The sequence below is a fragment of the Bacillus australimaris genome (assembly GCF_001307105.1).
In the GTDB taxonomy this organism is placed as follows: domain Bacteria; phylum Bacillota; class Bacilli; order Bacillales; family Bacillaceae; genus Bacillus; species Bacillus australimaris.
The window spans coordinates 437387-463588 of the sequence record NZ_LGYN01000001.1; the positions used below are offsets into that span (position 1 = coordinate 437387).

Sequence of the window (26202 nt, forward strand, 5' to 3'; positions counted from 1 at the left end):
CTCAGAGATGAGGCACTGTTTAACTGTACGTCCGTCCTGACCGGCTCAGCCTTAAGGACAGACTGGCAATTATACATCTAAACAAAAACGACCCTCTTTTTAGAAGGTCGTTTTTTTATGTTTAAGCACCTAATAGTCGAAGCAGGAACAATTCTAACAATAGCTGTTTGTCCTTTTTACCCGTTTTCATTTCATAATCAATCGTTGAGAGTTCTTTGACGATCTGTTTGAGCTCTTCTTCTGAAAACAGTCTTGCCTGATCCATAGCGAGTTTGACACGGAATGGGTGGACTTTTAGGTTTGAAGCAATTTGTTTTTGCCCATAGCCTTGCTGAGCGAAGTACTTCGTCTGTAAAATCAATCGAAATTGAGTTGAAATGAGTGCCAAAATTTTAATAGGTTCCTCATTTTGCTTCAGCAGGTCATAAAACATCTGCATGGCCTCAGAGCGGCGCCTGTTGACAATTTGATTAATCAGTTCGAAAATATTTTGTTCTAAGCTTCTTGCAACGAGCTGATTGACATCCGCTAACTCAATTTCATTCCTCTCTCCAATATATGTACTTAGCTTCCGAACCTCTTGGAACAGAGAGGATAGACTCCCTCCGCATAACATCACAAGCTGCTCAGCCGCCTGAGATGTGATCGCCTTTCCTTCAGTCTTCACCAGTGTGATGGTGAAATCAGTTGTTTCTTTTGGGTTTAACTCTTTCGCCTCAACGACAGCCGCTTTCTTTTTCAGCAATTTGGTTATTTTTTTACGCTCGTCCAGCTTTTCATATGGTGCTAATAACACAAGAATGGTATAGGGCGCTGGCTTTTCCAAATAAGCTTCTAACACAGATAGCTCGTGCTCAATCTTCTCCTTTTTCTTTTCGGCTGTAAGAAAATAAGGATTCTTGATCACCACGAGACGCCTTTCTCCCATAAACGGAAATGTTTCTGCATCCGTTACAGCCTGTTCAAGCGGCACCTCTTCCATATCGAAGACAGAGTAATTAAAATCCTTCGTTTCCTCGTCTACCACAGCTTGTCTTAACTTAGCAGCAGTTTCTTGCAGTAAATATGTTTCTTTCCCATATAAGCAATAAACGGGATGGATATCCCCTCGTTTTAAATTATTCCATACATCAAAGACCATAAATTGAATCCCTCTCTTTCACTTCCTCCTCTATCCTAAAGTGTGTGAAGACATTAGTAAAGAGGAAGCTGAAAGTGCCGCCTCCTCATTTATAGTAAACGTCCGGCGCAAGCTCCCGGGTCAGCCTGCAGTCAGACGATATTCATAAAATGATCATGAAAATGGAAAACGGTTACTTTACCTTCTAGCAATTCCAAATGAGTTCAAGTATACTAAAAATAGCCAGGAGGGATGAAAATGAATGAATTTGAAAAAAATGTTCAAAGCAAGCGGAATGATGTGACCGACTCAGCCGTTGGTTTTATTGTCACATTCGGATTTTTCGCCTCAATGTTTATTTTGGCAACTATTATACACCTCGTTGGATCTTAACTTCATGAATGTTACACGACTGCCATTTCGGCAGTTTTTTTATTGATTTTGTAAGATATCATATGGAGGATGAGTGTAAAACGTTCCATCCTCACCGAGAAATTCATAGGTCACACTTCCATTGATATCTGTACGATACAGCTTCGTTTGATGATCCTTTAATTTTTTCAAGACTTCCTGATGAGGGTGCTGATAACGATTGTGTTCACCTGCGGAAATGAGTGCATGTGACGGCTTCAGCTGCTGAAGCCATTCCTCACTTGTTGACCCTTTACTCCCATGATGTCCAACCTTTAAAACATCTGCTCGCAGATGAGGAAAGGCTTCTATGATGTCTCTCTCCCCTTCTTGTTCAAGATCTCCAGTGAGCATAAAACGCTTCCCTCCAAGAGTCAAGGTGAGAACAAGTGAATCATTATTCTTACTTGTCACCCGATCATGCGACGGATGAAGAACCTCAAATATTTGCTCTCCAACCTGAAGCTGATCTCCTCTTTCTAATTCATCAATTAGGATCCCTTGATCAGCTGCTTCTTTTAACAGCTCTCTATCCTCTGGACTCCTGGCAAAACCTTTTGGTATGACCAGACGCTTTATTTTATTTCGCTTGATTAAACGAACCGCTTCTCCCATATGGTCTTGATCTGCATGCGTCAGAATAAGGACATCAAGTTTGGCTATACCTTTAGAATGCAGAAATGGAATCAGCGTTTGATCACCGATCGTAGACACTTTACGTCTTTTTTTCCACGGTTCTTCTTCAAAAGAAAGTTTGCCCCCTGTATCTACAAGCAGGTGCCCCTCTCGATAGGGCAGCTGAATAAACAAACTATCTCCCTGACCTACATCCAGCATCGTAACCTCCCCTTTTTGGAGAAAATTCGGGGTGAAATAGTGGGCACTTAAGACACCAATAATAAGAAGAATTGGCAAAGCATACGATGTCACAGGAGTTTTGCACTCCATCACAAATAAAAGAAAAATAATAGCGATCACCTCAAGAAGAAGATGCCACCAAGTCGATTTCATAAAAATCAAATTGAATCCATCAAAAACAGCCAGATAAGCTGACAATTGATGACTAAGCTGGATCACCAAATCAAGCAGCTGAAACAGCGTTTGTCCAAGCGGAAGATAAACGATAGACAGAAGAAAAAAGAATAAGGACAGAGGCATCACTATTGTCGTATAAAAAGGGACAAATATCATGTTCAAAGGGACGCTCAGCAAAGAAAATTGATGAAAATGATATAAAAGAACAGGGAGCGAAGCAAGCTGCGCTATGAAGGAGATAAGGAATAACTGCATCACCGAACTTTTCGCTTTTGATAGAATCCTAGTCGATAACAAAATAAAAAACGTCACCACGAATGAAAGCTGAAATCCGATATCGAATAAATAAAGAGGATGAATCGCTAATAGAAGTAAAAACGTGACGCTTAATACCACCGCTGAAGGCTGTTTCATTTCTTTTGGCAGACTCGTAATCACTAAATAGATTCCTGCCATGAGACAAGCTCTTAAAACAGATGGTGCAGCACCTGTCAAACAAGCATAAACAGGGAGAAAGCATAATAAAAGAATACGTGCTGTCTCTCTTGTGACGCCGGCACGAAGAAGGCACCAAAATAAACACGCAAGAAGCGTTTGCACATGTAATCCTGAGATCGCTAGTAAATGAATAATGCCGAGCATTTGATAGTCTCTTAACGTATCAGGATCTATCAACTCACGCTCGCCAAAAATAAGTGCCTGTACAATCCCAACAGAGTGTTTTGGTACATGTTCCTCTAAGAATTGCAAGCCCTTTTGCCTCATCATTTGAAAGTAATAGGAAGAACCACCTTTTTTTGTACAGTTTTCGATTGACTGTGGCAGGAAAATAGCATCAATGCCCTTTGTTTTTAAAAATTGATCGTATTGAAATCCGTTAGGAATGCTGGCGTGTTTAGCTGGACGAACATCACCTGTCATGAGACAGCTCATACCAGGTTCTACCTCTTTTAACGCCTCTTTTTCTTGCTCTGTTTGAATTGTATAAAAAGTGGCTAGTTTTTCATGATATGTTGATACAGTCGCTGAAAAACGATTACCATCTATTTTCGGAATGCTTTCAATGACAACGGAACCGGAAAGGGGTTTTTCTATTGTGGGTTGATCCGCTTCAAGAGACTCATGAACCATAAAAATGAGTGTATAGACAGCCCCACAGAGGCTGACCATCAAAAAGAGCTGGGGCATTTTTTTCTGTAGGCTGAGAAGTAATATGATGAGAAAAAAGAGTAGGAAATACATATGAAGATGATATGCAGCCAGAGCAATTCCAACAGCTGCTGAAATTGCCCCAAACGGCAAATATTTAAACATAGGAAGTAAATAATTGATTCGCCTTCTCATGCATTTCACGAATTTCTGTTTCGCTAAGTCCTGATTCACTCAGCTTGCCGATTAAATCTGCAACAAAGGCCAATTTTTCTTGATTTTTTAAGTCAATAATCATTTCATCTAATTCAACTTGCTCCGTTTGAACACCCGCCTGCTCAAATAAATCAACAGCATATGGATGATTTTTATAATCCTTTGCATAATACACTGTTCGTATGCCCGCTTGAATGATGGCTTTACAGCACTGTAAACAAGGAAAATGTGTAACATATATTTCAGCATCAGCTGTAGGTGCTCCAAATTTGGCACATTGTAAAATAGCGTTCATCTCCGCATGTATGGTTCGAACGCAGTGATGATCAATGACATAGCACCCTACATCCGCACAATGAACATCACCGGCAATGGAGCCGTTGTATCCTCCTGCAATGATGCGCTTGTCTCTTACGATGGTCGCCCCAACAGCTAACCTCTCACACGTGCTTCGTAAAGCAAGCAAATGGCTTTGTGCCATAAAATATTGATTCCATGAAATTCTTTCCACGAGCTGATCCCTCCAGAATGATGGTTGGTATTAAGTGTACATGCCTTTCTTCTATACCGTCAATTCTACTTGACGGTCAATTGACTTTTCAGCCGTTCAATGGTCTTTTCCCCAAACCCAGAAATGTTCCGCAAATCTTCAATTTGCTGAAATTCTCCGTGTTCCTCTCGATACGCAATGATGGCTTCTGCTTTAGCCGGCCCTATGCCGTTAATGGTTTGCAATTCCGATGCATCGGCCTGATTGACATTGACACCCTGGCTCTTTTCAATACCCGATGACGCGTCAGCTGATGCTGTCTGCGTTTGTCTCTCCGCTTCTCCCTCGCTACGAACATAAATCATCATACTATCCTCTAATTTTGCTGCTTGATTGATGTCAAACGTGTCTGCTTTACTAGTAAAGCCCCCTGCCCTTTGAATCGCTTCTTCTACCCGTGCATCAGATTGAAACGTATAAACACCCGGCTCTCTTACAGCTCCTTTGACCTCTACAAAAATGGATGATGGTTCATTTTCCGCCTTTTCTTGTTTGTCTTCTAATGTGACTTGCGTGTCTTTATTTCCCTTCAATACACTTGGCTCTTTGCTGCCCTCCCTTTTTCCTGCGAAAAAGAAGAAACTGAAGATGATCACGACTATAAGTCCAGCTGTAATATAAAGACTGTATTTTTTTAATGGAAGGAGTCGTTTCACTTGCTCACGCTTCTTTCAATCATATTTTTCCACTGCTTAACATACTGTTTAGAAGATAACAGATCCTATGCGTCTAAGGAGGGAGAACGTTTGAATATAGGGTTAATCGGTACAGGAAACATGGGTACCATACTTACTGAGGCATTTATTGAATCAAAGGCAGTCAATCCCTCATCCATCACCATTACAAACCGAACCATTGAAAAAGCGTTCAATATAAAAAAGAACCATCCAGAGCTTGAAGTAACAAAACAGCTTTCAGGGGCTGTCACGAATAAAGATTTCATTTTTGTTTGTGTCAAACCACTTGATATTTATCCCCTCTTAAAAGAGCTGAGCCCTCTTTTAACGGAGCAGCAAACCATTGTCATCATTACAAGTCCGGTTCATCCTGAGCAGCTTCAGGATATCGTTCCTTGTCAAACAGCCAGGCTGATTCCAAGCATTACAAACCGCGCTTTATCAGGCGCATCACTTTTAACTTTTGGTTCATCTTGCAATGCCATGACGAAAACAGCGTTAAGACAGTTAGCTTCCTCTATTTCAACACCAATTGAGATCGATCATTCGATTACAAGAGCGGCATCCGATATTGTCAGCTGCGGACCTGCTTTTATCAGCTTTCTCGTTCAGAAAATGATTGAAGCAGCCGTCGAAGAAACAGATATATCTAAAGAAGAAGCCACCACCTTATCAGAAGATATGCTTGTTGGGCTTGGCCGTTTGATTGAAAAAAGAGTTTATACCCTTCCGACACTGCAAGATAAAGTGTGTGTGAAAGGCGGCGTCACTGGTGAAGGAATTAAAGCACTTGAAGCGGGTGTTCAAGATATGTTTCACCGCCTCTTTCAAAACACCCATGAAAAATTCGCTGAAGATCTTGAAGCGGTTGCGCATCAGTACCCACCAAGTGTGTTTACTGATGATCGCAGAAATTAATGACCTTTGCAACAAGCGAAAAAAGGGTTTTAAAAAACCATCGTTCTATTAAACGATGGTTTTTGGTTTCTTAGCTGAGATGAAATATCTTTCAGCGAATTCCCCGGGGGCTTCATTTGTAAAATCAGCGGTCACTTCTATATGTTCAAAGCCAGCGGACTCAAGGAACGCCGCATATGTCTCAAATGAAAATGTGCGCTGTTCATGTGTCTCATCATAACGCTGATACACGTCTCCGTCCTTTACAAAAAAGCTTAAATCATGAATGACAGAATACATGTCATCCCCTTTATCGCTCTGCCAAATGTAGCTGATCTCTTCATCTTGATCTGCATAAGTCGAGCCGGGGAATACCTCTTCCATTTTATAAGGCGTATGGACATCAAACAGTAAAACCCCATCTGCTTCTAAAAGCTGAAACATGTTTTTAAAGGTTTTTTTGACGTCATTTTCGTTTTTTAAGTAATTCAAGGAATCACAGCAAATAACGGCCGCTTGGAAGGCTTGCTCAAAGCCAGTAACCTCTCTCATATCTTGATGTAAAAATTGGACTGGCTGCTTTTTCGCCTGCGCTTTTTGCTGCGCAAAGGCGAGCATTTCTTCACTGAGGTCAATTCCTGTGACCATGTGGCCCTTTTCAGCTAACCGAAGAGAAATCTCTCCCGTTCCACAGCCTACATCGATAATGGCCGCATTCGGCTGAACATACTGCTGGATCCACTGAACCCATTCATCATAAGGAGCATGTGTCATGAGCTCGTCATACACACCTGCAAACCCTTGATAAATCATGAGTTAATGCCAAGTGAAAGCGTTTCTCTCGGCGCATCTCCCCATAGCTTTTCTAGATTGTAATATCCTCTTTCTTCTTTGTGGAACACATGGGCAATGACGTCACCTAAATCAATCAAGACCCATCTTGCTTCATCAAAGCCTTCCATCTTCTTCACTTCGATTCCACTTTCCTCTGCAAGATGCTTTACTTCTCTTGCAATAGCCTGGACTTGTTTATCAGAATTCCCGTGACAAATGAGAAAATAATCTGCAACAAGTGAGATGCCTTGCATATTCAGGGCGATAATATCCTCAGCCCGTTTATCATCGCATGCTCCTGCTGCGACGTTTAAAATTGATGATGAATCCATCCAAAATTCCTCCTTAGTTGTTCTTACGCACAAGCGAGTTGTAAGTAGCAAGCGTATCTGGAAAGACAGGCTGATTCTTTTTCATTAAGAAACTGATAGTGTTTTTTAATGATTGGATCAGTGCCCGATCCAAATCTTGCTCTGCTAGCTCTCTTACCTCTTCAACACCAGGGAAATGACGTCCTGGTTCAATATAATCAGCAACATAAATGACTTTTTCAAGTAAAGTCATGTCTGGTCTGCCGGAGGTATGAAATTCAATGGCTGTTAAAATATCTTGATCGTCAATTCCAGCTTCCTTTTTGACCAAATAGGCTCCAACCGGGGCGTGCCAAAGCTCGGGCGAATATTCAAGCAATAGAGGGTTCATTTGTTCTTGTTGAATAATCCCCTTCATTTCTTCCTTCGGTCTAAACTTCGCATAATCATGAAAAATAGCGGCGGTCTCAGCTTTTTTCGCATCTGCACCGAACCGTTCTGCTAAAGAAATGGCTGTTTCCATGACTCCAAGTGTATGTGTATATCTATGCTCTGTTAGCTGTTCTTTGACACAGTTCAATGCTTCTTCACGATTCATATAAATGATGCTCCTTTATATAACGCTCAACAGCTTTCGGAATCAAATAATCGACAGGTATTCCCTGCTCTATTCGCTGCCTAATCAATGTCGATGATACATCAAAAGCTGGAACATCTGCAAATAAAAGAGGATATGCCGTGCTTCCAACGTAGCCCGGTCTTTTCATCCCAATAAAGGTGATCATTTGAAGCAAATCATCGATCCGGTGCCATTTTGACAAATACTCGACCATGTCCGCTCCTATCATAAAAAAGAACTCATCCTCAGGATGACGCTTCTTTAACAAATCCACTGTATCTACCGTATAAGACGGACCCTCTCGCTCCATTTCAATGAGCTCAAGCCGAAAATGCGGATTAGACTGAATCGCCGCCTCCACCATTTTCACCCGGTGATGACTTTCAGCTCGTTTTCGGTCTGTTTTATGAGGAGGCTGATGATTTGGGATAAACCAAATTTCATCAAGCCCCACCTGAATCCGCACCTCATTCGCCATCAGCAAATGCCCATTATGGAGAGGGTCAAACGTACCGCCGAACAATCCTATTTTTTTCATATCACATCCACCTTTACGGCAGCTTAATTTGTTTATTTTCCTTCGATTCTTTGTAAAGGACAATCACATTTCCGATCGTTTGAACGAGTTCAGCCTTTGCACCTTTTACAAGTGCTTTTGCAACTTCCGTTTTGTCCTCGTCACAATTTTGCAATACGCTGACTTTTAACAGTTCTCTTGCTTCAAGCGCCTCGGAAATTTGCTTGACCATATTGTCATTTACCCCGCCTTTTCCCACTTGAAAAATAGGTGATAAATGATGTGCTTGTGCACGTAAAAAACGTTTTTGCTTACCTTTTAACATGGTGTTCCTCCTAATTTCTCTATGACAATTGACTTCATTTTTCCGGCGTCAGGCGTGATACCTGTCCACAGTTCAAAGGCTCTTACTGCTTGTCCAACAAACATGCCAACGCCATCTACTGTTTTCAAGCCTAACCCTGCTGCTTCACTAAGCAGTTTTGTTTCTATTGGATTATACACAATATCACAAACGACCGCTGTTTTTTTTGCGTTCGCTAAAGAAATCGGGGTCTCTTCAACATTCGGATACATGCCGATAGAGGTCGTATGGATGATGACATCATAATCCCCAAGCCGTTCTTCTGCTTTATCTAATGCAATAGCATGAGATGTGATTTTCCCATCTGCACTTTCAATTAAAGCCTCCGCTTTTTCAATGGTGCGGTTGGCGATATCAAACTTTTTCGGTGCATACTCAGCGATTGTCGTATAAATCGCTCTTGCTGCTCCTCCAGCACCAAGCAGGAGAAATGACAGCTCTGATAATGGCTGATCCAAAGCTTCAAGCAATGAATGAAGAAAGCCCTCTCCATCTGTGTTGTATCCAACGAGCTGATCTCCTTCAAGCCGCACCGTATTGACGGCACGCAGGCGTTCAGCTGTCACATCTATTTTGTCAAGGTACTGCATGATGTCTACCTTGTGCGGAACAGTGACGTTAAAGCCGCTGATTCCTAAAGCTTTCATACCGCTAATCGCATCTTTCAGGTCATCATTTTCTACTTGAAAGCCATGATAGTGTCCATCAATTCCAGCATCCTTTAATGCTGCATTATGAATATCCGGAGACATTGAGTGGCCAACAGGGTTTCCGATTACTCCGTATAAAGGTTTCAAGGTCTCTCCCCCTCTGAACATTTAAATTAACGAACGTCTCATAAACACATGCACGCCTTTTGGCGCATAGACTTTGATTTGCTTACCTGCATCATTTGCAGTGACCCAGCCTAAACCTGAAAAGACAATGTCCATTTTCGGCTGATCAATGGTAAAGGTATGCGGAACGAGCGGCGGAAAATCTTCCATTCCTTCTTTTGATGGCGGTGACAGCAGTTCTCCTGCATGTTTTTCATATAAATCATCTGCATTCTCCAGCTTTGTCCGGTGAATGTTCAGCTCATTTGGCATATAGCAGACAAATGACGTTCTGCCGCCTTTTACATAATCAAATCGAGCAAGCCCGCCAAAGTAAAGCGTTTGTGCTTCATTTAATTGGAACGTTCTCGGTTTCAATTCTTTTTTCGGCGTTAAAATCTTCAAGTCATTTTTGCTGACATAGTGCGCCATTTGATGGCGGTTGATGATGCCAGGTGTATCGAATAAAGCAGATCCGTCATCAAGCGGAATTTCAATGGCATCAAGTGTTGTACCTGGATATTGGGATGTAGTAATGACGTTCTCCTCGCCAGACACTTCTTTGATGATTCGATTGATAAATGTTGATTTTCCAACATTCGTACACCCGACGACATAGACATTTCTTCCCTCACGATAATGATCAATCGCTTCCATCACCTCAGGCACGCCCTGGCCTCTGCTTGCACTGATTAAGAAAACATCAATGGGGTTTAATCCGTTTTCTTTTGCTTCCCGTTTCATCCAATGGATCAAACGATCTTTTTTCACGGATTTCGGTAAAATATCCACTTTGTTGCCGACAAGTAAAATCGGATTCCCACCGACAATACGGCTTAATCCATTAATCCAGCTTCCGTTAAAGTCAAAAATATCAACGACCTTGACAATGAGAGAATCTGTCTCTCCGATGCTGTGCAGAATATTGAGAAAGTCGTCTTCTGTTAAAGAAACATCTTGCATTTCATTGTAGTTCTTTAACCTAAAACAGCGCTGACAGATCACATCTTCTTTCAATAGAGATGCTGCCGGCGCATATCCTAATTGATCTTTATCTTCCGTCTGAATGGCTACACCGCAGCCAATACAAACAACCTTTTCCATTATTACTCTTCCTCCCACTGAATGTGGCCCTTACGCTTTAAGGCTCCTAAAATTCTGCGTTCAATCTGCCTGTTAAACTTTGTGAAAAATCCGTCCGAGGCAGCAACAGGAACGACCAAAATCGTATGGAAGCCATGACGATTCCCGCCAAGAACATCTGTCATGAGTTGATCCCCAATGACAACCACATCTTCTTTTTTCAACTGCATATCAGCGACTGCCTTATTGAAGGCTCTTCCCATAGGCTTTCTCGCTTTATAAATAAACGGGATATGAACCGGTTCAGAAAAAAGCTTGACCCTTTTTTCATTATTGTTCGATACAATCGTCACCTGTATCCCGTGATCTTTCATTTCTTGAAACCATTCAATTAAGCGCGGTGTCGCACTTGGACGATCCCATTCTACTAGTGTGTTATCTAAATCGGTAATAATTCCTTTTACGTTTCGTTCTTTTAGTTTTTGCGGCGAAATGTGGAAAATACTTTTCACAAATTCATCCGGTAAGAAATACTTCTTTAGCACAATTTGCACCCTTTCTTCCATTGGTTTTCAGCGATTGTGTCGAATCAAATCACAATTTGTCTGTCTATCGAATACAATGAAAAAGTTTTCGACATATGATGAGTACCTTCAACAGGTGTGGATAATTTTACACACATTATCCACCTATATTTCATCACGCTTTCATTCAATTATAAACACTCTACCCACAAGTTATCCACGTAACCATGTGGATAACAGAACGATTGTTCTTGTTTCCCATTCATGGTAGATTAAAGGTACTTCAAAGACAGTCGATCAACCTATGATGATATGTCTTTTCCTCAAATTTTATGCCAACTTTTTCAGGGGAGGTGTTTTTCCCATCATATGGGTTTCTAGTATGAAAAAGCTGTCAGATGATTTACTTATAGAATCGTATTATAAAGCAAATGAAATGAACTTAAATCGCGACTTCATTGAATTAATTGAGACAGAAATGAAAAGACGTTCGCTCGGGCATATGCTCTCTGTTTCCTCTTAATTCCATATCACAGGAACCATGCCTCCCGAGCACTCTCCTTTTTTAAACTCAGGTGACTGATATTATATCACTTGCGCTATAGGCTTACTACTATTTTCCGTAAAAAACACCCCTTCTGATGAAAGAAGAGGTGTCTTATTTACAAGGCTGTTCATTCCAAAACCATAACCCTCCGCCTACGACCAAAATGACCACAAGGAACACAACAAGAAAAGCGTAACCGATTCCTGCTCCTTGAGCTGGATAAGGCGAACACGCAGGGTAAGGATAAGGGCATCCCCTCATATCAGTTACCTCCTTATAGGAAGATATACTGTTAGACTATGCTGAATGGATGGTCTTGTTTAGGCAGAAGGCCATCATTTATAAATGTTTAATGACATCACGCTCTTTGATTTCGTTATAAATAATTCGCGCACCTTTTGGCGTCATATGATTGCCAGAAGGGTCGATCAAACCTGACTGAATCAAAGCATTGTCACTATCTTCACCAGCTTCTCGGATGAAAGCTTTCCAGTTATCAACAAGTGGCACGTGCTGATCCTTCGCTACTTCTCTCGTGATGTCATTATAAGAGTTTTGCCAAGCTCTTGCCCCGCCTCTCTCAGCAAAATAAGATGACTTATATCTAGAGTAATAATACAGGCCCTTTTTCCCGCCTTCTACAACAGGAACACAGGTCATGAGAATCGGGGTAATACCTTCTTTTCTACTTTCAGAAATGAAGTAGTTTACATTTTCTCTAAACCGTTTCTTCGTCACCCGGGGATGTTTCCCGTCTAAAATCGCCGCATCATTCGTACCGAACATGATGAGGACGTAAGTTGGTTTCTGCTTTAAAATATCCTGCTCAAAACGAAGCTTCGCATCTTCAGTCGTCTGCCCGCCAATTCCTGCATTCTTTACTTGAATTTGGCCGCGCTCGACGTTTTTCATGAGATTCACCCATTTTTCAGATGTTGGATAATCTCGAAAGTCCCAGTTTGATCCTCTTGTATTGCTGTCACCAAATGCAATGACGCTTTCTTGTACTGGCTTTGAGCACCCAGCAGCAACACACATTAGGATGAAAAGGAAAACATATTTCTTCACAACATTCACCTCCAAAAGCCTTCTTCATATAGTAAACGACAAGACTTTTGGTTTCAATGAATGACTGCTTTTGACGAATGCTTTCTATTGCAGTTGAACTGGCCTATATGCATTGTGATGATGCAGCAACTCACTTACTTTCACAAATTCATAGCCTCTCTTCTTTAATTCAGGAATCACTTGTTTCAGTGCTTCTACCGTTTGCTTTCGGTTCCCCCCGCCATCATGTAAAAGGATGATATCGCCGCCCTGAATATGATCGATAATCCGGCTCGCAATTTTATGCGCGCCTGGTCTTGACCAGTCCTTCGGATCTTGTGTAAAGGACCACATGACCACATCATACCCTTGCTTTGACAAAATGCGGAAGGACTTCATTGTTAAGCGCCCACCAGGAGGGCGAAACAATAAGGGACCGCCAGGCTGAAGTGAAGCGATATGAGCCGCTGATTCTTTTAATTCCCGCTTGATTTCCTTTGATGATAACAGGTCAAAATACGTATGATTCATCGTATGATTGCCGAGTTCATTCCCTTCGTCCACCAACCGTTCTGCGATCTTTGGATATGCATGAATCCGGCTCCCTATAACAAAAAAGCTGGCATTCACTTGGTGCTCCTTCAGCACATCCAATATTTGATTCGTATACACTGGATGAGGTCCATCATCAAAGGTGATCGCAATCTTTTTCCGTTCCGCTCTTATATCCCAAAAGGCACGTCCCGTTTTTTCAAGATCCACTCGTTTTAATGTATGTGCCTCTATTTCATGAGGAACAAAAGCACATAGCAGCAATAGACACATCAAGATATGCAGCCCTCTCATTCGACCGACTCCTCCACAGAACATCATTACAGATTAAATTGCCCGCTTTCTCATCAATTCATGCAAGCTTCATGAGCATATCTGCTGCTTTCTGGTCTCTTTTTACATAAAAAAAGCCGGCCCTACTGGCCCGCTTTTTGTTTCACGTTTGGTTTCTCTCTTCAACTGTCGAACGTTGCTTAGAATTCATACAGACACTCTCCTTCTTGGATTTGATTTTGAGCCCATAATAATTTCTGATAATACTGGTTGGACTTCTTATATTGTTGAGAGGCTTCTAAGGCTGTTGCAATTTCTAGTGAGATGTCCTCTATATAAGAGTATAGGCTAAGTTTTTCCAAATAATCAATGGTTTTTTGCAGTTGGTCTTCATTGATACCCTGAACATATAAAGCATCCAGATACTCAAACATATGACAGAACAGCTGGTCTTCATGCTTCTTTGCGGCCAATTTTCCATCTTCTAATATGCGCAGCGCATCCGCCTGTTCATTCTGTCTAAAAAGCAGCTTCGCCAGTGTATAGAGCGTATGCGGAAGCGTTGGAAGTACCTCTTTGCGGGCAAGATCAGCGGATTCCGTTAAATATCGTTCCGCTTCCTCTCTATAGCCCAGCTCACCATAGCATTTTCCTAAATTATAGAGCGCTGAACTGTAAATGCGCGGGTGATCAATTTGAGAAGCGAGCTGTTTTGCCTTTTTTAAATGAGGCAGTGCCCGGTCTTTTCGTTTTAAATCTTGATAGTTTCCTGAGATGACAAAGAGACATTGAATGATGCGAATGGTATACGCATCACGCTGATCGTATATTTCCAGCGCCTTTAAAATATGGTGCATGGAGACATGTGTTTGTTTCATTATATAGTAGGCTTCTGCTACTTTAAAATGGAACTCCGCCTGCTCAATGTCATCAAATACCATAGATAGCTGTTTTTCTGCCACGCGATAATATTTGACGGCTTCTAAATATTCTTTTTGACTAAATTCATGCATGCCACGAAAAAATGCATGGTAATAATGCAGCATATCAGATAACTCATGATTGGAATTTTCGATTTTATCGACTAGATTAGATACTGAGAAAGGTTGATATTTTGAAGGGTGTATATAGTCAAGCATAATTTGGTGCCGAAAACACATGAGCTGATAATAAATCAGTAAATGCTGGTCCTCTTCCATCCGTTCAATTTCCGCTTCGACTTCCGCTTTCAAGATTTCCGCATCTGGTACACTGAACTGCCGTATCATTCGATACCATTCATTAATTTTCATACCTACATGTGAAGAAAGAACCTTCCCCATGTTCCGAAAAAACCCCTTCCTTTTCGGTCTAATATTACATATTTTAGCACGCTTCTTGACCGCCAAGCACCGCAAAGAAACCGCAAACATAAAAAAGAGACGAACAGAAGCACGAATTTTTGAAAAAGATGATTTTTTCATCGTACAGACACAGACAATCCCTCCTTCACATACATTTGAGGATATAGGCAGTAGCCTAAACATGGTGGAGGTGAAAATCGTGGCAGGAGTATTTACAGCGATGGGATTGATGGTCAAAGAATTGGTGTTTTTAGTGTCCTACGTCAAAAACAATGCCTTTCCACAGCCCCTTTCGGGAGATGATGAAAAAAAATACTTAGCCCTCATGGCAGAGGGCGATGAACACGCAAGAAACATGCTGATTGAACATAACCTTCGGCTCGTCGCCCATATTGTAAAGAAATTTGAAAATACCGGGGAAGACGCTGAAGACCTCATCTCCATCGGGACGATCGGACTCATTAAAGCCATCGAAAGCTATTCCTCTGGAAAAGGAACAAAGCTGGCAACGTATGCGGCGCGGTGTATTGAAAATGAAATTCTCATGCACTTACGCGCGCTCAAAAAAACGAAAAAAGATGTCTCCTTGCATGACCCCATCGGTCAGGATAAAGAAGGCAACGAAATTTCATTAATTGATGTCTTAAAATCCGAAAATGAAGATGTGATTGATACCATTCAGCTCAACATGGAGCTTGAAAAAGTAAAGGAGTATATCGACATTCTCGACGGCCGAGAAAAAGAAGTCATCGTCGGCCGGTTCGGCCTTGATTTAAAGAAAGAAAAAACGCAGCGAGAAATAGCCAAAGAGCTCGGGATATCGCGGAGCTATGTGTCACGTATTGAGAAGCGGGCGCTGATGAAAATGTTTCATGAGTTTTACCGGGCGGAGAAGGAGAAACGGAAGCGGGAGAAGGGGAAATAATGAAAAGAAGCCGGTCTAAACTTCCGGCTTCTTTTCATTGCTTTGCTGCCCATTAAACGTTTATAAAACGATGTATGAGCATTTTTACTTTCCTCAAAGTCACTACTTTTTCATTTCCAAAACCTATTTTTCACCACGGTATAACTTATAGTTATACCCTTATGAAAAACCATTATTTTTTTTATCAGATTCTTGTGTTTATAATTTTATGAAGATGGTTTTTCTAAATGATTATATACAAGTTCAAGATTATGCCGGCTATTCGCATAAAGATATAATTTTCTCATCAATTCTTTATTCTTAATATTGACAAACTCCAAATTGCGGTAGGAGTAATGCTGGACAAGAAGAGACGGTAAATAAGTGATACCGTAACCTTTCATCACATAATCGATGATCGCCTGATATGGGACAGAAATGATTTTATTATTAAGACTGCCTTCCTCTTTTAATTTAGAAAGAATGTTGTTGTATAAACGACTTTCGTTTGGTGGTAAAACTTGAGGGTATTTTAAACAATCTCTTAATTCAACTGTTTCTTTTACTGTTAAGGGATGCCCTTTTGGTGCAACTAATTGAAATTCTTCTTCATAAAGAAACCTTGAAAACAGATTTGGATGGTCAGGACAATCTTGAACGATAGCTGAGTCAATTTCGCCTAATTCCAGCATTTGAATAAATTCAAAACACTCCTCCCTTGTCACAGTAAGCTCTATCTTTATATTCGGTCCTTCTAATTCTGGGAGATAATACGTTGCTAAAAAAGGCGAAACACCAAAACGGATCATATTTGTTTTGATGTGCTCACTCATTTTACGCTTTAAAGCATACAAAAGCGGCTGGATATCCACCAATAAGTTTTTTCCTTTTTCCGTAAGGATCATACCGTTTGGTGAACGAACAAACAACTTATGACCAATCTCTATTTCAAATAACTTTATTTGTTTACTTAAAGCTGGTTGGGTTATGTAGAGATGATGAGCAGCCTGAGTAAGTGAACCATATTCCGCAACGGCAATAAAGTATTCAATAGATTTTAAATTCAATGATCGACACATCCTTACGAAGGAGTAATATTATGACTTATTATATCTTACTAATGATATCCATACTATTAGAAGTGATTGGCGTTTTTTGTTTAAATGCAGCAAATGGTTTTACTAACTTTGTACCGACAATCCTAGCCATTCTATTTTATTGTTCTTCTATAGCGATATATATATTATTAACAGCTCATCGAGAAGTCGGAACTGTAAATGCCGTTTTTGCAGGAACCGGTACTGTCTTAGTAACAATCATTGGAATTGTCTTTTTCAATGAAACAATCTCTACATTAAAGCTAATAGGGATTAGTCTTATCATAACCGGAGCCGTTTCAATAAACTTACGGTTAGAAAACAATAGAGACATGTGCAAGGAGAGTTGAATATGGGGTATGTCTTTCTTTTATTCAGTATTATATTGGGTGTTTCCGGTCAAATATGCGTAAAGTTGTCAAAAGGATTTAAAATCAAGGTTCCAACTTTATTGGCATTCACATTGTTTATTACTTGTATCTATTTTGTCTCTTTAGCAACAAGCTATTTCGAGGTTGCAATTGTATTTGCTATATGGTCTGGGTTAACAATCGTGTTAACAACAACATTAGGAATCATCTTGTTCAAAGAATCCAAAAGCAAATTAAAATTGATCTCTATTGTATCTATCCTATTAGGGACAATTTTATTAGAATTAATCCCTTGATTCATAGTTGAGTTTCATATTAAGTAAAAACATATTAAAGAATAAACCTAACCGGAACCAGTAAGCCTTCTAAACAAATGGGAGCTAACGATATTTCATTAATAGATATACTAAATTTTGAAAATGAAGATGTTTCATGAGATTTACCGGGCGGAGAAGTGAAAATAAATTTCCTAACTTCTAACAAAAACAGACCTAATTAGGCCTGTTTTTAATTTCAGCACTAAGCTACTGTCTCTCTGCATTTCTTTTCATAATAGCTGTCCTTTATTCATATCGGCTAATAAATCCAATTTACATCATTCCACTTTTCATGTTTTTTTAAAAACATAATCCCGTAACTTTCTTGATCAAAAAACAATAACCATCTTCCTATAAAAATCATCGAAACTATGAATTTTTTCACCTATATACCTTTTAATCATGCTGAAAATCAATATTCCTCAACTCGACCCATTCAACAAGATCAGGTGCTTTTTTGTCGTCCAAAAACTGTTGAACGATTTGATACGCCTGATTGCGATCGACAAAGCTGCACGATGGCACATTCAATGGTGATCCTGCGACGAAGTGCTCAATGGTTTCAATCTTTTCTACCATTTGAAAAGGAACTAAAAAATCTGGATATCTCATGATAAAGAATCCATATGGTTCAGTATAAAAGAAAACTAGACTTTCGCATTCCCAATCTTCCTCTATCTCAATAGAAGATTCTCCATTTCCTTGTTTCCAATACTCTTCACCCTCCTGAAAGAAAATTCTTTTCATGAATTCTTCTCCTGGATTTTTTACTGGAGCTCCTGTGGGGCCGTAGTACAAATACATCAATATCGCTCCTTCATGCCTCTATCAATTTAGATTTAACCGATTGTTCTATTTCCCTCAAAATCATAAAAAGCTTGTGTTTGTTGGTTTAATTTTAGCATGTGATATAGCTTTGGGTTTAGCTTTTGAAAGGTTTGAGTGCTGACCCATTTTACTTCTTCAATATCATGATCCGGATCTAGAATGTTCATCTCTCCCCCGATCATTTCCGCAAAGAACGTAATGATAAGCGCATGATGCTTTTTATCTTGAAAGAATGCTTCTCGAACCGAATGAAGTTCATTTACTTCGACAACATACCCTGTCTCTTCTTTCACTTCACGGATGACAGCCTGCTGCAGGTGTTCACCCTTTTCCACAGCACCGCCCGGAAGTTCCCAGTACCCCTTTACATTCTTGACCGTTAATATATTTTCTTCCTCATCAAAAATAAGAGCTGATACGACGTCTACTCGTTTCAAGTGAACCCCCCTCACTCATTCTCTGTTCACATCAATTGTCTAATATATGACACGAACTGTTCATTTTTTCTATTCTTATTATACTGTATCCTTGGTACAAGATAATGGAAGTGGGAGCAAAAAAATAAAACCTCACTCTACCAGCAGGAGGTTTTTTAGAAAGCAATCATCTCAGCGTTTCTCATCAAATAACATATATCTAATTTTCCGAATATAATGGAGCGCAATATGAACGAGACATAAAATGAGCCCAATCATCGCAAGAATATAGATGGGCAGCATCAAACCAGGTACATAGTTTATGACAAATGCTAAACTAAACGCTGTCAGCATATATATGCTGATCAACCTCATCAATACCATTCGAAGCCCTCCCTTTCTACACTCACTTTAACATATTTTCACATTTCATCTTAAAAAAAGATGCGAATTTTTGTAAATTCGCATCTTCATGACGTATTTAATTTCCCTTTTTCGCTCGCGCTTCCTTCCACTTTTCAAGCTCCGAGACTGTCAGTAATTGATATCCTTGTCTGGTTAATTCTTTGATGATCGTGACAGCTGCGTTTGCTGAAGTGTCATAGATGTCGTGCATTAAGACGGTTTCTCCGCTCGATGCATGTGTAAGAATGTAGTCTGCGACGTATTGGCTGTTACGATATTTCCAGTCTTCAGGATCTACGTCCCAAAGTGTGACTTTCATGTTGACTGCTTCGTTGATTTGCCCGTTTGTTCCACCATATGGCGGTCTAAAGTGAGTCGGTGTGAATCCGCCTGCTTTTTCAATGATTTGCTGCGTCTCTTCTACTTGTTTGACGGCTTGTTTTAATGGCAGCCTTGTGAGTAAAGGGTGGCTATAGGAATGATTTCCGATTTCATTTCCACCTTTTCTGATTTCACCTAGCATATCAGGATAATATTGAACCCTGCTGCCTAGTACAAAAAATGTCGCATGGCCTTTGTTTTCTTTTAAAGCTTTTAAAATTTTTGAGGTCGTTGATGGATTTGGACCATCATCAAATGTAAGGGCAATGGCTTTTTGATTTGGGTTGAACACTGCTTGTTTAGGTAATTTTACGATCTTTCTTTTTGGAATCGGTTCTTTTTTCTCGTTTTTGTTCTTTTCTTTATTGATATATTCTGGCTTTAACATTCCTTTAAGCAAGGTTTTCTTAATCGCCAGCACTTGAGGGCCTTGGCTGTCTGGTGCGATTTGTCCTGCCGGAAAGTAGAATTCAATAAAACGATCTTTGATGGCAAAATGCTGATAATGCTCTGCGGCAGGAGAGGTTCCTTGTTTGAGTAAATCCTCATTTTTAGCAAGAGAGTGATCCTTTTTTAACTCCTCAAATGTCATATGAGATAGTTTTTGCAGACTTTCTTTTTTTGATAAAAATAGATCATCTATCGATAAAAAATGCTGTTTCTTAAAATCAAAGTTGAACATCTTCGTTTGATGTACGCCTTTTACTCCGCCTTTCAATTCATATGTATTGAATTTGACCGCAACGGTTTGCTTGGCATAATGAGTGATCTCGTAATCTATGTTTAATTCATATCGATTCTCTTCATCGACATCGCTTGCTTCGCTAAATGATGTTTTGAATCTGTCCAGTGCTGTTTCTGCAAATCTTTTCATCTCTTGATCTAGCTTTTTTTGATGAAACACCGGATAGTTGACAGCATATCTCATGTATCTCCCGTCATTCACGAGGGTGACAATTTCAACTTCTTTATAGCTCGCATCTGGTTCTACTTTCTTCTTTTCTGTCCCGTTTGCCTGCTGGTTATGATAAAACGCAGCGGTCCCGATGATGACCGCAAGTACGCATAGGACGAGACTGACTTTCCATTTGATTGACACAATGATTCTCCTCTCGTGATGCCGTCATAACTGAATGACGTGTGTTTGTAGGATAGACTTTGCAAGCCTCCTTTTTAGTTTGCAACATACACACTTGTCACATTTTCGACACATTTATAGAGAGGAATAGAAAAAAGGACTTGATGTCTCAGCCCTTTGATTTATTTTTGCATATATAGTTGAAACAATTTCGTTTCTTCATCAATGGAACGTGCTTGATCAAATGCCGCTCTCACTGTCTTTGTATTGTTAATAAGCTCGTACAGCATCGTTAAAACAAAGATAAAGGCTGCATTCCCATCAATGTAATCATCCGGCGCCGTATAAGATGCTGCCCCTGCCTCTATAAAGGCATGTGCAAGATTTTTCTCTCCTAGTGTACAGCCTGTAGAAATGATATGAATTCCTTTTAATGAGGCGTACCGTTTGATTTCTTCCGCTCTAAAAGCAGTGCCTCTTGGCTCCCCATCTTCGTAAACATCTTCCCCTAATTCCGGCATGAGAAATGCTCCTTCTTCTCCATGAAACGATAGGAGAATGTAATCTATTTCTCCTCTATTTTTTCCAGATAACACATTGATCAGATCATTTGGTCTTCCGATCCAATGCATGTCGACTTTTACGCCGAAGTTTTCAAGTGCTGCACGCAGTGCAAAAGATTCTAGCTCACTATTGGGTCCTGCTGCTAATGTGATGTGCATGGCCTGTTGATCCATTTCTATCTCCTCCAGACTATGATAAAAATAAAACCATTTTCTCCTCATCTGTATATGTATCAGTCCACTTTAGTGCTTTTTCTTCGACAGCGTACGATTCAAATCCAACAGAGCAATACAGACGTTTGGCTGAGTGATTAGTTGTCACCACCGACAAATAAATTTGTTCAATGTCCTGCCGTTCTCGCGCAAAGGAAAGAGCTTTCGTCATTAAGGCCTTGCCTGCGCCCATTCCGCGGGCATCAGCTGTTACATACATTGCTGTCAGATTCGCTCGGTGCTTTAACTTCTGCAAGGATTCTTGGATGAGCGTGACCGCCCCCACAAGCTGCCCTTGATGAAATGCGCCAAACGTCCACATAGATTGAGCCGAAGCAAAACGCTCTTTATATTTGTCCTTTGTATTGAATTGCTCTTCCTCATAGCTCATCGCAAAACTCTCTGGATTTACTCGCAGTGCTTCTAGTCTGAGTGCTGTATATTCTTCAGCATCATCTGGTGTTAACAATCGAATATTCAGAAAATCGCCTCCAAACATATGATGGATACTTCCAATTTTATCTTGAAAGGAGATTTTGATCAAAATTTTATTCTTGAAAATAAAAAGGCACCCCATAACAGGATGCCCCCTTCATTACCACTTACAGCGCTTTACTGGACGGCAGCAAGGGTTTTTGATATCTCTGCCGCAGTCGTATTCTTCCACAATATACTCGTTATGAGTCGATTCCGTCACAGGATAGTAGTTTTCAATTCTTTTGATGTTTTTGTTGACGTTTGTGATATGCGTTGGATGAATTTTTCTGATCGTTTGTTCATTCGTTCTTGTGTTGACAATTTGACGTGTGGGGAAAACAACCGTTTCTTCTCTGCGAGGCCCAAAGAAAAAATCATCTAATCGATTCCGGCTCATCTCAACACCCCTTCAAGTTGTCTTTCACTTACACTCTATCGTATGTAAGGGGCCCCTTTTCTGATTAGATGCCTGTCTATTTTCTAAAAAATCCACTATCTCTCTTGTTTTCTCTTTCTTTACAAAAGGACAATTTTAACATATTATACAAATGATATATTACGCAGAAAGGACACTCATGAAAACAAAACATAAGTTCTTTTTATTCATTACATTCATCGTCATTATCATGGCTCTTCCACTGCTGTCACCTATGATCTTTACAAATGCAACTGAAAAAGGCGCCATCCGGCAGGCCATCTATCAAGAAGGGTATCCTTATCAAAGCTATTTTGCTATTTTGAAAAAAACGAAGCATGTAGATCCTGAGTATGGCCAGCTTTATGATGTGTATTGGCAGGCTTGGAAAAGTGAAACAGGGATGACGCCTTCTGTCTGCTATACAAAAAAGATAGAGGAAAAGGAATATAAGGTGAGCTGCGGAACTGCACCATAACCTTTCCACTCATATCAAATAGAGGTGAACGATATGATCAACACGACACAACCATTTGAACGAAACAAGCAAGACATCGCACTTGAACTGACCAAATTGCATTTGAATCAATATGAAACGAATCATCCTGATCAGCTGAGTAAAATTTATGCGAAATATTACGCACTGCTTGAAGTGCTGGATTTGTCTTCCTATGATCAATTGATTGATTTACTTCCAGATGAGCTAAAGCAGACGATTGAGTAAAAAAACCACCTATCTTTTAAGGTAAATAGTATAATAAAATAAAACCCGACCTTTTATTTGTATTTAAAAATACATCCATTAAATCTTTATTGAGATAATGGATGTATTTTTTATTGTGTTCTTTTAATAAAGATTGATAATTTATAATTAAGTTCGATCATTTAGCAGTTTTCTTATTCCACAATCGGGCCATATTGTTGCATAACAAGTATGAAAAATTTCAAGATTTTCACTTTAACTAACGTGGCAGTTTAGTAGAAGAAGGATTGTTTTTAAATCAATAAAAAGGAAGTAAACCTATTTTTAGAAATTTTATTGCTAAAAATTTAATAAATCACTAAGATTAAATTATCAAAAAATTAAGGGGCTGAGGTATTGCGTACGATTAGAGATTTATCACATAACGGTGAGGTATATAAAACTAAATACTATTAAGGAGATTCACATGACAACTATTAATTCTAATCTTTTTTACGGGAATAGTGTAAAACTTTCATTACCTAGAGAAGAAGACGTTGAAATTATGCTGAAGTGGGGAGAAGATTCTGAATATCTTCGTAATGTAGATACAGAAATAGCCCTTCCTAAAACTAAAGAACAATTGGTTTCAGAAGGAAAAACGGACTTAAATGAAGTGTATTTCCGACTAAGAACAATTGATAAAGATCGTTTAATTGGATTTGTTGCTATTCATAGTATTGAATGGAACAATCGTACGGGACTCTTGTCCATAGGAATTGGGGAATCTTCTAATCGAAATAAAGGTTACGGATCAGATGCTTTGAAGCTGATACTTCGTTATGCTTTCCATGAATTAAATTTGGATCGAGTTGGTTTGGAAGTTATTGAGTATAACAAAGGTGGAATAAGAGCGTACGAAAAGGTTGGTTTTCAAAAGGAAGGTAGAAAAAGGTCGGTAGTATATCGGGACGGAAAAAGATACGATGTTATTGTTATGGGAGTCTTGCGCAATGATTGGAAGGCTATCCAGTGATAGGATAATATAGGAAAATGATATTGTGAAATATTGCACTTAAACTATCTGTCTTATTTACTTCAATAACGATATTCAGCAATCGGGCGCGTTTCTCTAAGAAATGCGTCTGTTTTCATTTAACAGTATTACGAGCTAATTTTGCAGTTTCAGAGATTTCATGAACATCATTTAAATGCCCTAGAAATGAGTTCTGACTTTTGTTTATCTGTGCCATCCAGTTAAGTCGTTCTTCATATCTTGTGGCTTTTCTCCAAGAATTTAATTGAACAACTCCATATTCTTCATATAACCAATCTGAAAACCCATTTAAAGCAGATAAAAGCATATCCGATGGGTCTAAACCTTCTTCATTTATTGTTCCTGAATAAACAGACTCCGTAAATGTATCAAACTTGGAGAAGAATAATATTTCTGATTAGCTTCCATATAATCAAGCAATAGTCCAACAGCTTGTACTAACTTCTTATGCCAGCTTCTGCTTTTACTATGATTCTTTATTTGATATCTATGTAATTGCTCAAAAAACATTGTCTCTCCATTATACTCAACTAGAAGAGTAGGAAAATCTATGCTCCTGCCTGTATTATTCCTATATGTTTTTGAAGATACTTGAACATATCTCATCTATATCCTCCTATACTATAGTTTGATTATAATATTACATATAACACCACAGATGTTTATGTATAACTATAATAAAAAAGGTACTACATCATTAAAATGTAATACCTTTTAATAGTTTGATTATAAATATTTCACCCTAGATAACACATGGGATAGATGGTTTTCTTTATACACGTGCAGCCATATCGGTTTCGATTTGCTCTAAGCTTCGTCCTTTTGTTTCGACTAGTACGAATCGGGTGAACAACAGTCCGATTAAGCAGATGACGCCAAATGAGGAGAAAATGACCCCAAAGCTGAATTGATCTGCCAGGATAGGGAAAACGAGTCCAACTGCTAATGATCCCGTCCAGTTAAAGGCAGAAGAAATACCTGCTCCGATGCCTCTGACAGAAAGCGGGAAAATTTCCCCGATGATAATCCATGTAATCGGTGCCCACGAGAAGGCATAACACAAAATAAAGCAGCAAAGTGAGATCAATGTCACCCAGTTTAAAATACCTTCACTTACGCCAAGTGCACCTAAAGCGGCTGGAGCAAAGAAAGAAAGAGCCATGCCGGATCCCCCTACGGTGAGAATTGTGCGGCGGTCGAAACGGTCGACAAATTGTAAAAAGATGACGGTCGTGACGACAAAAATGACACCAACAATGACTGTAAATCCTGCTGCGACCTGCGGCGCAAGTCCTACATTCCGAGCAATACTTGTTGCATAGTAGACAATGGAGTTCGCGCCTTGAATTTGCTGAAGGGTAGCCATCCCAACTCCAATGAAAAGAGCCATTCTGAATTTCTTTTGAAACAATTCACGAATACCCGAGCGTTCTTCTTTGGCGACTTCTAAAATTTCCTGCATTTCTGATTCGATTTCTTCACGAGAAGAACGCAGTGATCCTAATACTTCCCGTGCTTTATGAGCCATTCCGTGTTTAATTAAATATCTCGGAGATTCAGGAAGTTTAAGCATACCAATATAAAGCACGATCGCAAATAAAGCGGCACTTCCCAGCATCCAGCGCCAGCTGTCTGGGATAGGTTCAAACACAAACGCAACAATATAACTCAGTAATAGTCCGCTCACGATCATGAGCTGATTAAGTCCAGATAATTTCCCGCGGATTTTAGCAGGAGCGATTTCAGACATGTAAGCCGGCACCAAAGATGAGGCTGTTCCTACCGCTGTCCCTAAAAAGATACGAGCAATCGTTAGTGAAATCTCTTCTGGTGCGATAGCTGATCCGATAGCTCCGACAAAAAAGATAACGGATGAGACCAAAATGAGCTTTCTGCGGCCAAATTTATCCCCTAAAAGACCGCTTAAAATTGACCCGATGATGGCTCCGCCCATTAATGAAGAGACAACGATTCCAAGCCATAATGGGCTGAGCTGAAATTCTTCCTGAATATGGCCTTCTGCTCCTGCAATAATACCAATATCATACCCGAATAGGATGCCTGCAAAGGACCCGAAAAAGAAGATAAATTTGCTTGACACTTTTTTCTCCAAG

Annotated in this window: 35 protein-coding genes; 9 read left to right on the forward strand and 26 right to left on the reverse strand. The window is 39.8% G+C overall.

The features are described from left to right. Positions 1–121: 121 nt before the first annotated feature. Positions 122–1141: a DNA polymerase III subunit delta gene (gene holA, locus AKG37_RS02340; RefSeq protein WP_060697399.1), complete on the reverse strand. Its 1020-nt coding sequence runs from the start codon at positions 1139–1141 to the stop codon at positions 122–124. 237 nt (positions 1142–1378) lie between these two features. Between holA and AKG37_RS18390 the strand changes: the two genes are divergently transcribed. Next, positions 1379–1513 carry a YqzM family protein gene (locus AKG37_RS18390; protein WP_012010638.1) on the forward strand — a complete coding sequence of 45 codons (135 nt, stop codon included), beginning with the start codon at positions 1379–1381 and terminating at the stop codon, positions 1511–1513. A 39-nt stretch (positions 1514–1552) separates the two neighbouring features. On the opposite strand, the gene AKG37_RS02345 is transcribed toward AKG37_RS18390, so the two are convergent. From AKG37_RS02345 to AKG37_RS02355, 3 genes are all read right to left on the reverse strand, one after another. Then, the gene (locus tag AKG37_RS02345; RefSeq protein WP_060697400.1) at positions 1553–3880 is read right to left on the reverse strand and encodes a DNA internalization-related competence protein ComEC/Rec2; all 2328 of its coding nucleotides are present in this window, start codon (positions 3878–3880) and stop codon (positions 1553–1555) included. After that, positions 3873–4442: a ComE operon protein 2 gene (locus AKG37_RS02350; protein ID WP_060697401.1), complete on the reverse strand. Its 570-nt coding sequence runs from the start codon at positions 4440–4442 to the stop codon at positions 3873–3875. Before AKG37_RS02350 ends, AKG37_RS02345 begins: the two co-directional genes overlap by 8 nt. A gap of 65 nt (positions 4443–4507) precedes the next feature. Then, entirely contained in the window at positions 4508–5137 is a 630-nt protein-coding gene (locus tag AKG37_RS02355) for a helix-hairpin-helix domain-containing protein (RefSeq protein ID WP_060697402.1), read from the reverse strand. 90 nt (positions 5138–5227) lie between these two features. On the opposite strand from AKG37_RS02355, the gene comER reads away from it, so the two are divergent. Then, on the forward strand, positions 5228–6076 hold the full coding sequence (comER, locus tag AKG37_RS02360) for a late competence protein ComER (RefSeq protein ID WP_060697403.1): 849 nt from the start codon (positions 5228–5230) through the stop codon (positions 6074–6076). Positions 6077–6124: 48 nt separating this feature from the next. On the opposite strand, the gene AKG37_RS02365 is transcribed toward comER, so the two are convergent. Genes AKG37_RS02365 through AKG37_RS02400 form a run of 8 tightly spaced genes read right to left on the reverse strand, consistent with a single transcriptional unit; the run spans position 6125 to position 11143 of the window. Next, a complete protein-coding gene (locus AKG37_RS02365) occupies positions 6125–6868 on the reverse strand; it encodes a class I SAM-dependent DNA methyltransferase (protein ID WP_060697404.1) in 744 nt (247 codons plus the stop codon). Then, the gene (rsfS, locus tag AKG37_RS02370; protein WP_003217467.1) at positions 6865–7221 is read right to left on the reverse strand and encodes a ribosome silencing factor; all 357 of its coding nucleotides are present in this window, start codon (positions 7219–7221) and stop codon (positions 6865–6867) included. Before rsfS ends, AKG37_RS02365 begins: the two co-directional genes overlap by 4 nt. A gap of 13 nt (positions 7222–7234) precedes the next feature. Continuing rightward, positions 7235–7798, reverse strand: coding sequence for a bis(5'-nucleosyl)-tetraphosphatase (symmetrical) YqeK (gene yqeK / locus AKG37_RS02375; RefSeq protein ID WP_060697405.1), 564 nt, complete (start codon positions 7796–7798; stop codon positions 7235–7237). Continuing rightward, entirely contained in the window at positions 7788–8357 is a 570-nt protein-coding gene (locus AKG37_RS02380) for a nicotinate-nucleotide adenylyltransferase (RefSeq protein WP_060697406.1), read from the reverse strand. Before AKG37_RS02380 ends, yqeK begins: the two co-directional genes overlap by 11 nt. A gap of 13 nt (positions 8358–8370) precedes the next feature. Beyond that, a complete protein-coding gene (yhbY, locus tag AKG37_RS02385; protein ID WP_008342507.1) occupies positions 8371–8661 on the reverse strand; it encodes a ribosome assembly RNA-binding protein YhbY in 291 nt (96 codons plus the stop codon). Further along, entirely contained in the window at positions 8655–9497 is an 843-nt protein-coding gene (aroE, locus tag AKG37_RS02390; RefSeq protein WP_060697407.1) for a shikimate dehydrogenase, read from the reverse strand. Before aroE ends, yhbY begins: the two co-directional genes overlap by 7 nt. Positions 9498–9518: 21 nt before the next feature. After that, the gene (gene yqeH, locus AKG37_RS02395; protein WP_060697408.1) at positions 9519–10619 is read right to left on the reverse strand and encodes a ribosome biogenesis GTPase YqeH; all 1101 of its coding nucleotides are present in this window, start codon (positions 10617–10619) and stop codon (positions 9519–9521) included. Positions 10620–10621: 2 nt separating this feature from the next. Continuing rightward, positions 10622–11143: a YqeG family HAD IIIA-type phosphatase gene (locus AKG37_RS02400; RefSeq protein ID WP_008356191.1), complete on the reverse strand. Its 522-nt coding sequence runs from the start codon at positions 11141–11143 to the stop codon at positions 10622–10624. A gap of 361 nt (positions 11144–11504) precedes the next feature. Between AKG37_RS02400 and AKG37_RS02405 the strand changes: the two genes are divergently transcribed. Continuing rightward, positions 11505–11645: a sporulation histidine kinase inhibitor Sda gene (locus tag AKG37_RS02405; RefSeq protein ID WP_003217327.1), complete on the forward strand. Its 141-nt coding sequence runs from the start codon at positions 11505–11507 to the stop codon at positions 11643–11645. 135 nt (positions 11646–11780) lie between these two features. Here the strand turns inward: AKG37_RS02405 and AKG37_RS18965 are convergent, their stop codons facing one another. From AKG37_RS18965 to AKG37_RS02420, 4 genes are all read right to left on the reverse strand, one after another. Further along, positions 11781–11930 carry a hypothetical protein gene (locus AKG37_RS18965; protein WP_162838470.1) on the reverse strand — a complete coding sequence of 50 codons (150 nt, stop codon included), beginning with the start codon at positions 11928–11930 and terminating at the stop codon, positions 11781–11783. A gap of 78 nt (positions 11931–12008) precedes the next feature. Next, positions 12009–12737 carry an SGNH/GDSL hydrolase family protein gene (locus AKG37_RS02410; protein WP_060697409.1) on the reverse strand — a complete coding sequence of 243 codons (729 nt, stop codon included), beginning with the start codon at positions 12735–12737 and terminating at the stop codon, positions 12009–12011. An 84-nt stretch (positions 12738–12821) separates the two neighbouring features. Then, positions 12822–13562, reverse strand: coding sequence for a polysaccharide deacetylase family protein (locus AKG37_RS02415; RefSeq protein ID WP_060697410.1), 741 nt, complete (start codon positions 13560–13562; stop codon positions 12822–12824). Positions 13563–13741: 179 nt separating this feature from the next. After that, positions 13742–14863 (reverse strand): response regulator aspartate phosphatase, encoded by a 1122-nt coding sequence (locus AKG37_RS02420; protein WP_060697411.1) that lies wholly within the window; start codon positions 14861–14863, stop codon positions 13742–13744. A gap of 217 nt (positions 14864–15080) precedes the next feature. Here AKG37_RS02420 and sigK point away from each other — a divergent pair, with 217 nt between their 5' ends. After that, on the forward strand, positions 15081–15809 hold the full coding sequence (gene sigK, locus AKG37_RS02425; protein WP_058014952.1) for an RNA polymerase sporulation sigma factor SigK: 729 nt from the start codon (positions 15081–15083) through the stop codon (positions 15807–15809). 206 nt (positions 15810–16015) lie between these two features. On the opposite strand, the gene AKG37_RS02430 is transcribed toward sigK, so the two are convergent. Beyond that, entirely contained in the window at positions 16016–16855 is an 840-nt protein-coding gene (locus tag AKG37_RS02430; protein ID WP_047201931.1) for a LysR family transcriptional regulator, read from the reverse strand. 32 nt (positions 16856–16887) lie between these two features. On the opposite strand from AKG37_RS02430, the gene AKG37_RS02435 reads away from it, so the two are divergent. Continuing rightward, positions 16888–17235, forward strand: coding sequence for a DMT family transporter (locus AKG37_RS02435; RefSeq protein ID WP_060697412.1), 348 nt, complete (start codon positions 16888–16890; stop codon positions 17233–17235). A gap of 2 nt (positions 17236–17237) precedes the next feature. After that, positions 17238–17552, forward strand: a complete 315-nt coding sequence (locus AKG37_RS02440; protein WP_060697413.1) for a DMT family transporter — start codon at positions 17238–17240, stop codon at positions 17550–17552. Positions 17553–17969: 417 nt separating this feature from the next. On the opposite strand, the gene AKG37_RS02445 is transcribed toward AKG37_RS02440, so the two are convergent. The 7 genes from AKG37_RS02445 to AKG37_RS02475 form a co-directional block, all read right to left on the reverse strand. Beyond that, positions 17970–18377, reverse strand: coding sequence for a hypothetical protein (locus AKG37_RS02445; protein WP_060697414.1), 408 nt, complete (start codon positions 18375–18377; stop codon positions 17970–17972). 35 nt (positions 18378–18412) lie between these two features. Then, on the reverse strand, positions 18413–18838 hold the full coding sequence (locus AKG37_RS02450) for an NUDIX hydrolase (RefSeq protein ID WP_060697415.1): 426 nt from the start codon (positions 18836–18838) through the stop codon (positions 18413–18415). A gap of 171 nt (positions 18839–19009) precedes the next feature. Beyond that, complete coding sequence (locus AKG37_RS02455; protein ID WP_060697416.1) at positions 19010–19201, reverse strand: hypothetical protein; 192 nt, start codon at positions 19199–19201, stop codon at positions 19010–19012. A 97-nt stretch (positions 19202–19298) separates the two neighbouring features. After that, a complete protein-coding gene (locus AKG37_RS02460) occupies positions 19299–20702 on the reverse strand; it encodes a polysaccharide deacetylase family protein (RefSeq protein ID WP_060697417.1) in 1404 nt (467 codons plus the stop codon). Between the two features lie 161 nt (positions 20703–20863). Then, a complete protein-coding gene (locus tag AKG37_RS02465; protein ID WP_060697418.1) occupies positions 20864–21418 on the reverse strand; it encodes a hypothetical protein in 555 nt (184 codons plus the stop codon). Between the two features lie 16 nt (positions 21419–21434). Continuing rightward, a complete protein-coding gene (locus tag AKG37_RS02470; protein WP_237697576.1) occupies positions 21435–22034 on the reverse strand; it encodes a GNAT family N-acetyltransferase in 600 nt (199 codons plus the stop codon). A gap of 18 nt (positions 22035–22052) precedes the next feature. Then, positions 22053–22331: a spore coat protein gene (locus AKG37_RS02475; protein WP_060697419.1), complete on the reverse strand. Its 279-nt coding sequence runs from the start codon at positions 22329–22331 to the stop codon at positions 22053–22055. Between the two features lie 178 nt (positions 22332–22509). Between AKG37_RS02475 and AKG37_RS02480 the strand changes: the two genes are divergently transcribed. The 3 genes from AKG37_RS02480 to AKG37_RS02490 all read left to right on the forward strand — a co-directional run bounded on the left by AKG37_RS02480 (position 22510) and on the right by AKG37_RS02490 (position 24067). Next, positions 22510–22827 carry a hypothetical protein gene (locus tag AKG37_RS02480; RefSeq protein ID WP_060697420.1) on the forward strand — a complete coding sequence of 106 codons (318 nt, stop codon included), beginning with the start codon at positions 22510–22512 and terminating at the stop codon, positions 22825–22827. 33 nt (positions 22828–22860) lie between these two features. Then, positions 22861–23073 carry a hypothetical protein gene (locus AKG37_RS02485; protein ID WP_060697421.1) on the forward strand — a complete coding sequence of 71 codons (213 nt, stop codon included), beginning with the start codon at positions 22861–22863 and terminating at the stop codon, positions 23071–23073. Between the two features lie 445 nt (positions 23074–23518). Next, positions 23519–24067, forward strand: coding sequence for a GNAT family N-acetyltransferase (locus tag AKG37_RS02490; protein WP_060697422.1), 549 nt, complete (start codon positions 23519–23521; stop codon positions 24065–24067). Between the two features lie 354 nt (positions 24068–24421). Here the strand turns inward: AKG37_RS02490 and AKG37_RS19110 are convergent, their stop codons facing one another. Beyond that, positions 24422–24694: a hypothetical protein gene (locus AKG37_RS19110; protein WP_237697577.1), complete on the reverse strand. Its 273-nt coding sequence runs from the start codon at positions 24692–24694 to the stop codon at positions 24422–24424. Positions 24695–24860: 166 nt separating this feature from the next. Next, positions 24861–26201 (reverse strand): sugar porter family MFS transporter, encoded by a 1341-nt coding sequence (locus tag AKG37_RS02500; protein WP_060697423.1) that lies wholly within the window; start codon positions 26199–26201, stop codon positions 24861–24863. Between the last annotated feature and the right edge of the window lies 1 nt (position 26202).

What these genes read in the sequence shown, in the direction of transcription:
- holA (WP_060697399.1), bottom strand. Translation starts at nt 1,141, where the DNA reads ATGGTCTTTGATGTATGGAATAATTTAAAACGAGGGGATATCCATCCC.
- AKG37_RS19110 (WP_237697577.1), bottom strand. Translation starts at nt 24,694, where the DNA reads ATGAGATATGTTCAAGTATCTTCAAAAACATATAGGAATAATACAGGC.
- AKG37_RS02405 (WP_003217327.1), top strand. Translation starts at nt 11,505, where the DNA reads ATGAAAAAGCTGTCAGATGATTTACTTATAGAATCGTATTATAAAGCA.
- AKG37_RS02455 (WP_060697416.1), bottom strand. Translation starts at nt 19,201, where the DNA reads ATGGTATTGATGAGGTTGATCAGCATATATATGCTGACAGCGTTTAGT.
- AKG37_RS02490 (WP_060697422.1), top strand. Translation starts at nt 23,519, where the DNA reads ATGACAACTATTAATTCTAATCTTTTTTACGGGAATAGTGTAAAACTT.
- yhbY (WP_008342507.1), bottom strand. Translation starts at nt 8,661, where the DNA reads ATGTTAAAAGGTAAGCAAAAACGTTTTTTACGTGCACAAGCACATCAT.
- AKG37_RS02440 (WP_060697413.1), top strand. Translation starts at nt 17,238, where the DNA reads ATGGGGTATGTCTTTCTTTTATTCAGTATTATATTGGGTGTTTCCGGT.
- rsfS (WP_003217467.1), bottom strand. Translation starts at nt 7,221, where the DNA reads ATGGATTCATCATCAATTTTAAACGTCGCAGCAGGAGCATGCGATGAT.
- AKG37_RS02435 (WP_060697412.1), top strand. Translation starts at nt 16,888, where the DNA reads ATGACTTATTATATCTTACTAATGATATCCATACTATTAGAAGTGATT.
- AKG37_RS02420 (WP_060697411.1), bottom strand. Translation starts at nt 14,863, where the DNA reads ATGGGGAAGGTTCTTTCTTCACATGTAGGTATGAAAATTAATGAATGG.
- AKG37_RS02345 (WP_060697400.1), bottom strand. Translation starts at nt 3,880, where the DNA reads ATGTTTAAATATTTGCCGTTTGGGGCAATTTCAGCAGCTGTTGGAATT.
- AKG37_RS18390 (WP_012010638.1), top strand. Translation starts at nt 1,379, where the DNA reads ATGAATGAATTTGAAAAAAATGTTCAAAGCAAGCGGAATGATGTGACC.
- AKG37_RS02415 (WP_060697410.1), bottom strand. Translation starts at nt 13,562, where the DNA reads ATGAGAGGGCTGCATATCTTGATGTGTCTATTGCTGCTATGTGCTTTT.
- yqeH (WP_060697408.1), bottom strand. Translation starts at nt 10,619, where the DNA reads ATGGAAAAGGTTGTTTGTATTGGCTGCGGTGTAGCCATTCAGACGGAA.
- AKG37_RS02475 (WP_060697419.1), bottom strand. Translation starts at nt 22,331, where the DNA reads ATGAGCCGGAATCGATTAGATGATTTTTTCTTTGGGCCTCGCAGAGAA.
- AKG37_RS18965 (WP_162838470.1), bottom strand. Translation starts at nt 11,930, where the DNA reads ATGAGGGGATGCCCTTATCCTTACCCTGCGTGTTCGCCTTATCCAGCT.
- yqeK (WP_060697405.1), bottom strand. Translation starts at nt 7,798, where the DNA reads ATGAATCGTGAAGAAGCATTGAACTGTGTCAAAGAACAGCTAACAGAG.
- AKG37_RS02445 (WP_060697414.1), bottom strand. Translation starts at nt 18,377, where the DNA reads ATGTATTTGTACTACGGCCCCACAGGAGCTCCAGTAAAAAATCCAGGA.
- AKG37_RS02480 (WP_060697420.1), top strand. Translation starts at nt 22,510, where the DNA reads ATGAAAACAAAACATAAGTTCTTTTTATTCATTACATTCATCGTCATT.
- AKG37_RS02485 (WP_060697421.1), top strand. Translation starts at nt 22,861, where the DNA reads ATGATCAACACGACACAACCATTTGAACGAAACAAGCAAGACATCGCA.
- AKG37_RS02365 (WP_060697404.1), bottom strand. Translation starts at nt 6,868, where the DNA reads ATGATTTATCAAGGGTTTGCAGGTGTGTATGACGAGCTCATGACACAT.
- AKG37_RS02465 (WP_060697418.1), bottom strand. Translation starts at nt 21,418, where the DNA reads ATGGATCAACAGGCCATGCACATCACATTAGCAGCAGGACCCAATAGT.
- AKG37_RS02380 (WP_060697406.1), bottom strand. Translation starts at nt 8,357, where the DNA reads ATGAAAAAAATAGGATTGTTCGGCGGTACGTTTGACCCTCTCCATAAT.
- AKG37_RS02470 (WP_237697576.1), bottom strand. Translation starts at nt 22,034, where the DNA reads ATGGGGTGCCTTTTTATTTTCAAGAATAAAATTTTGATCAAAATCTCC.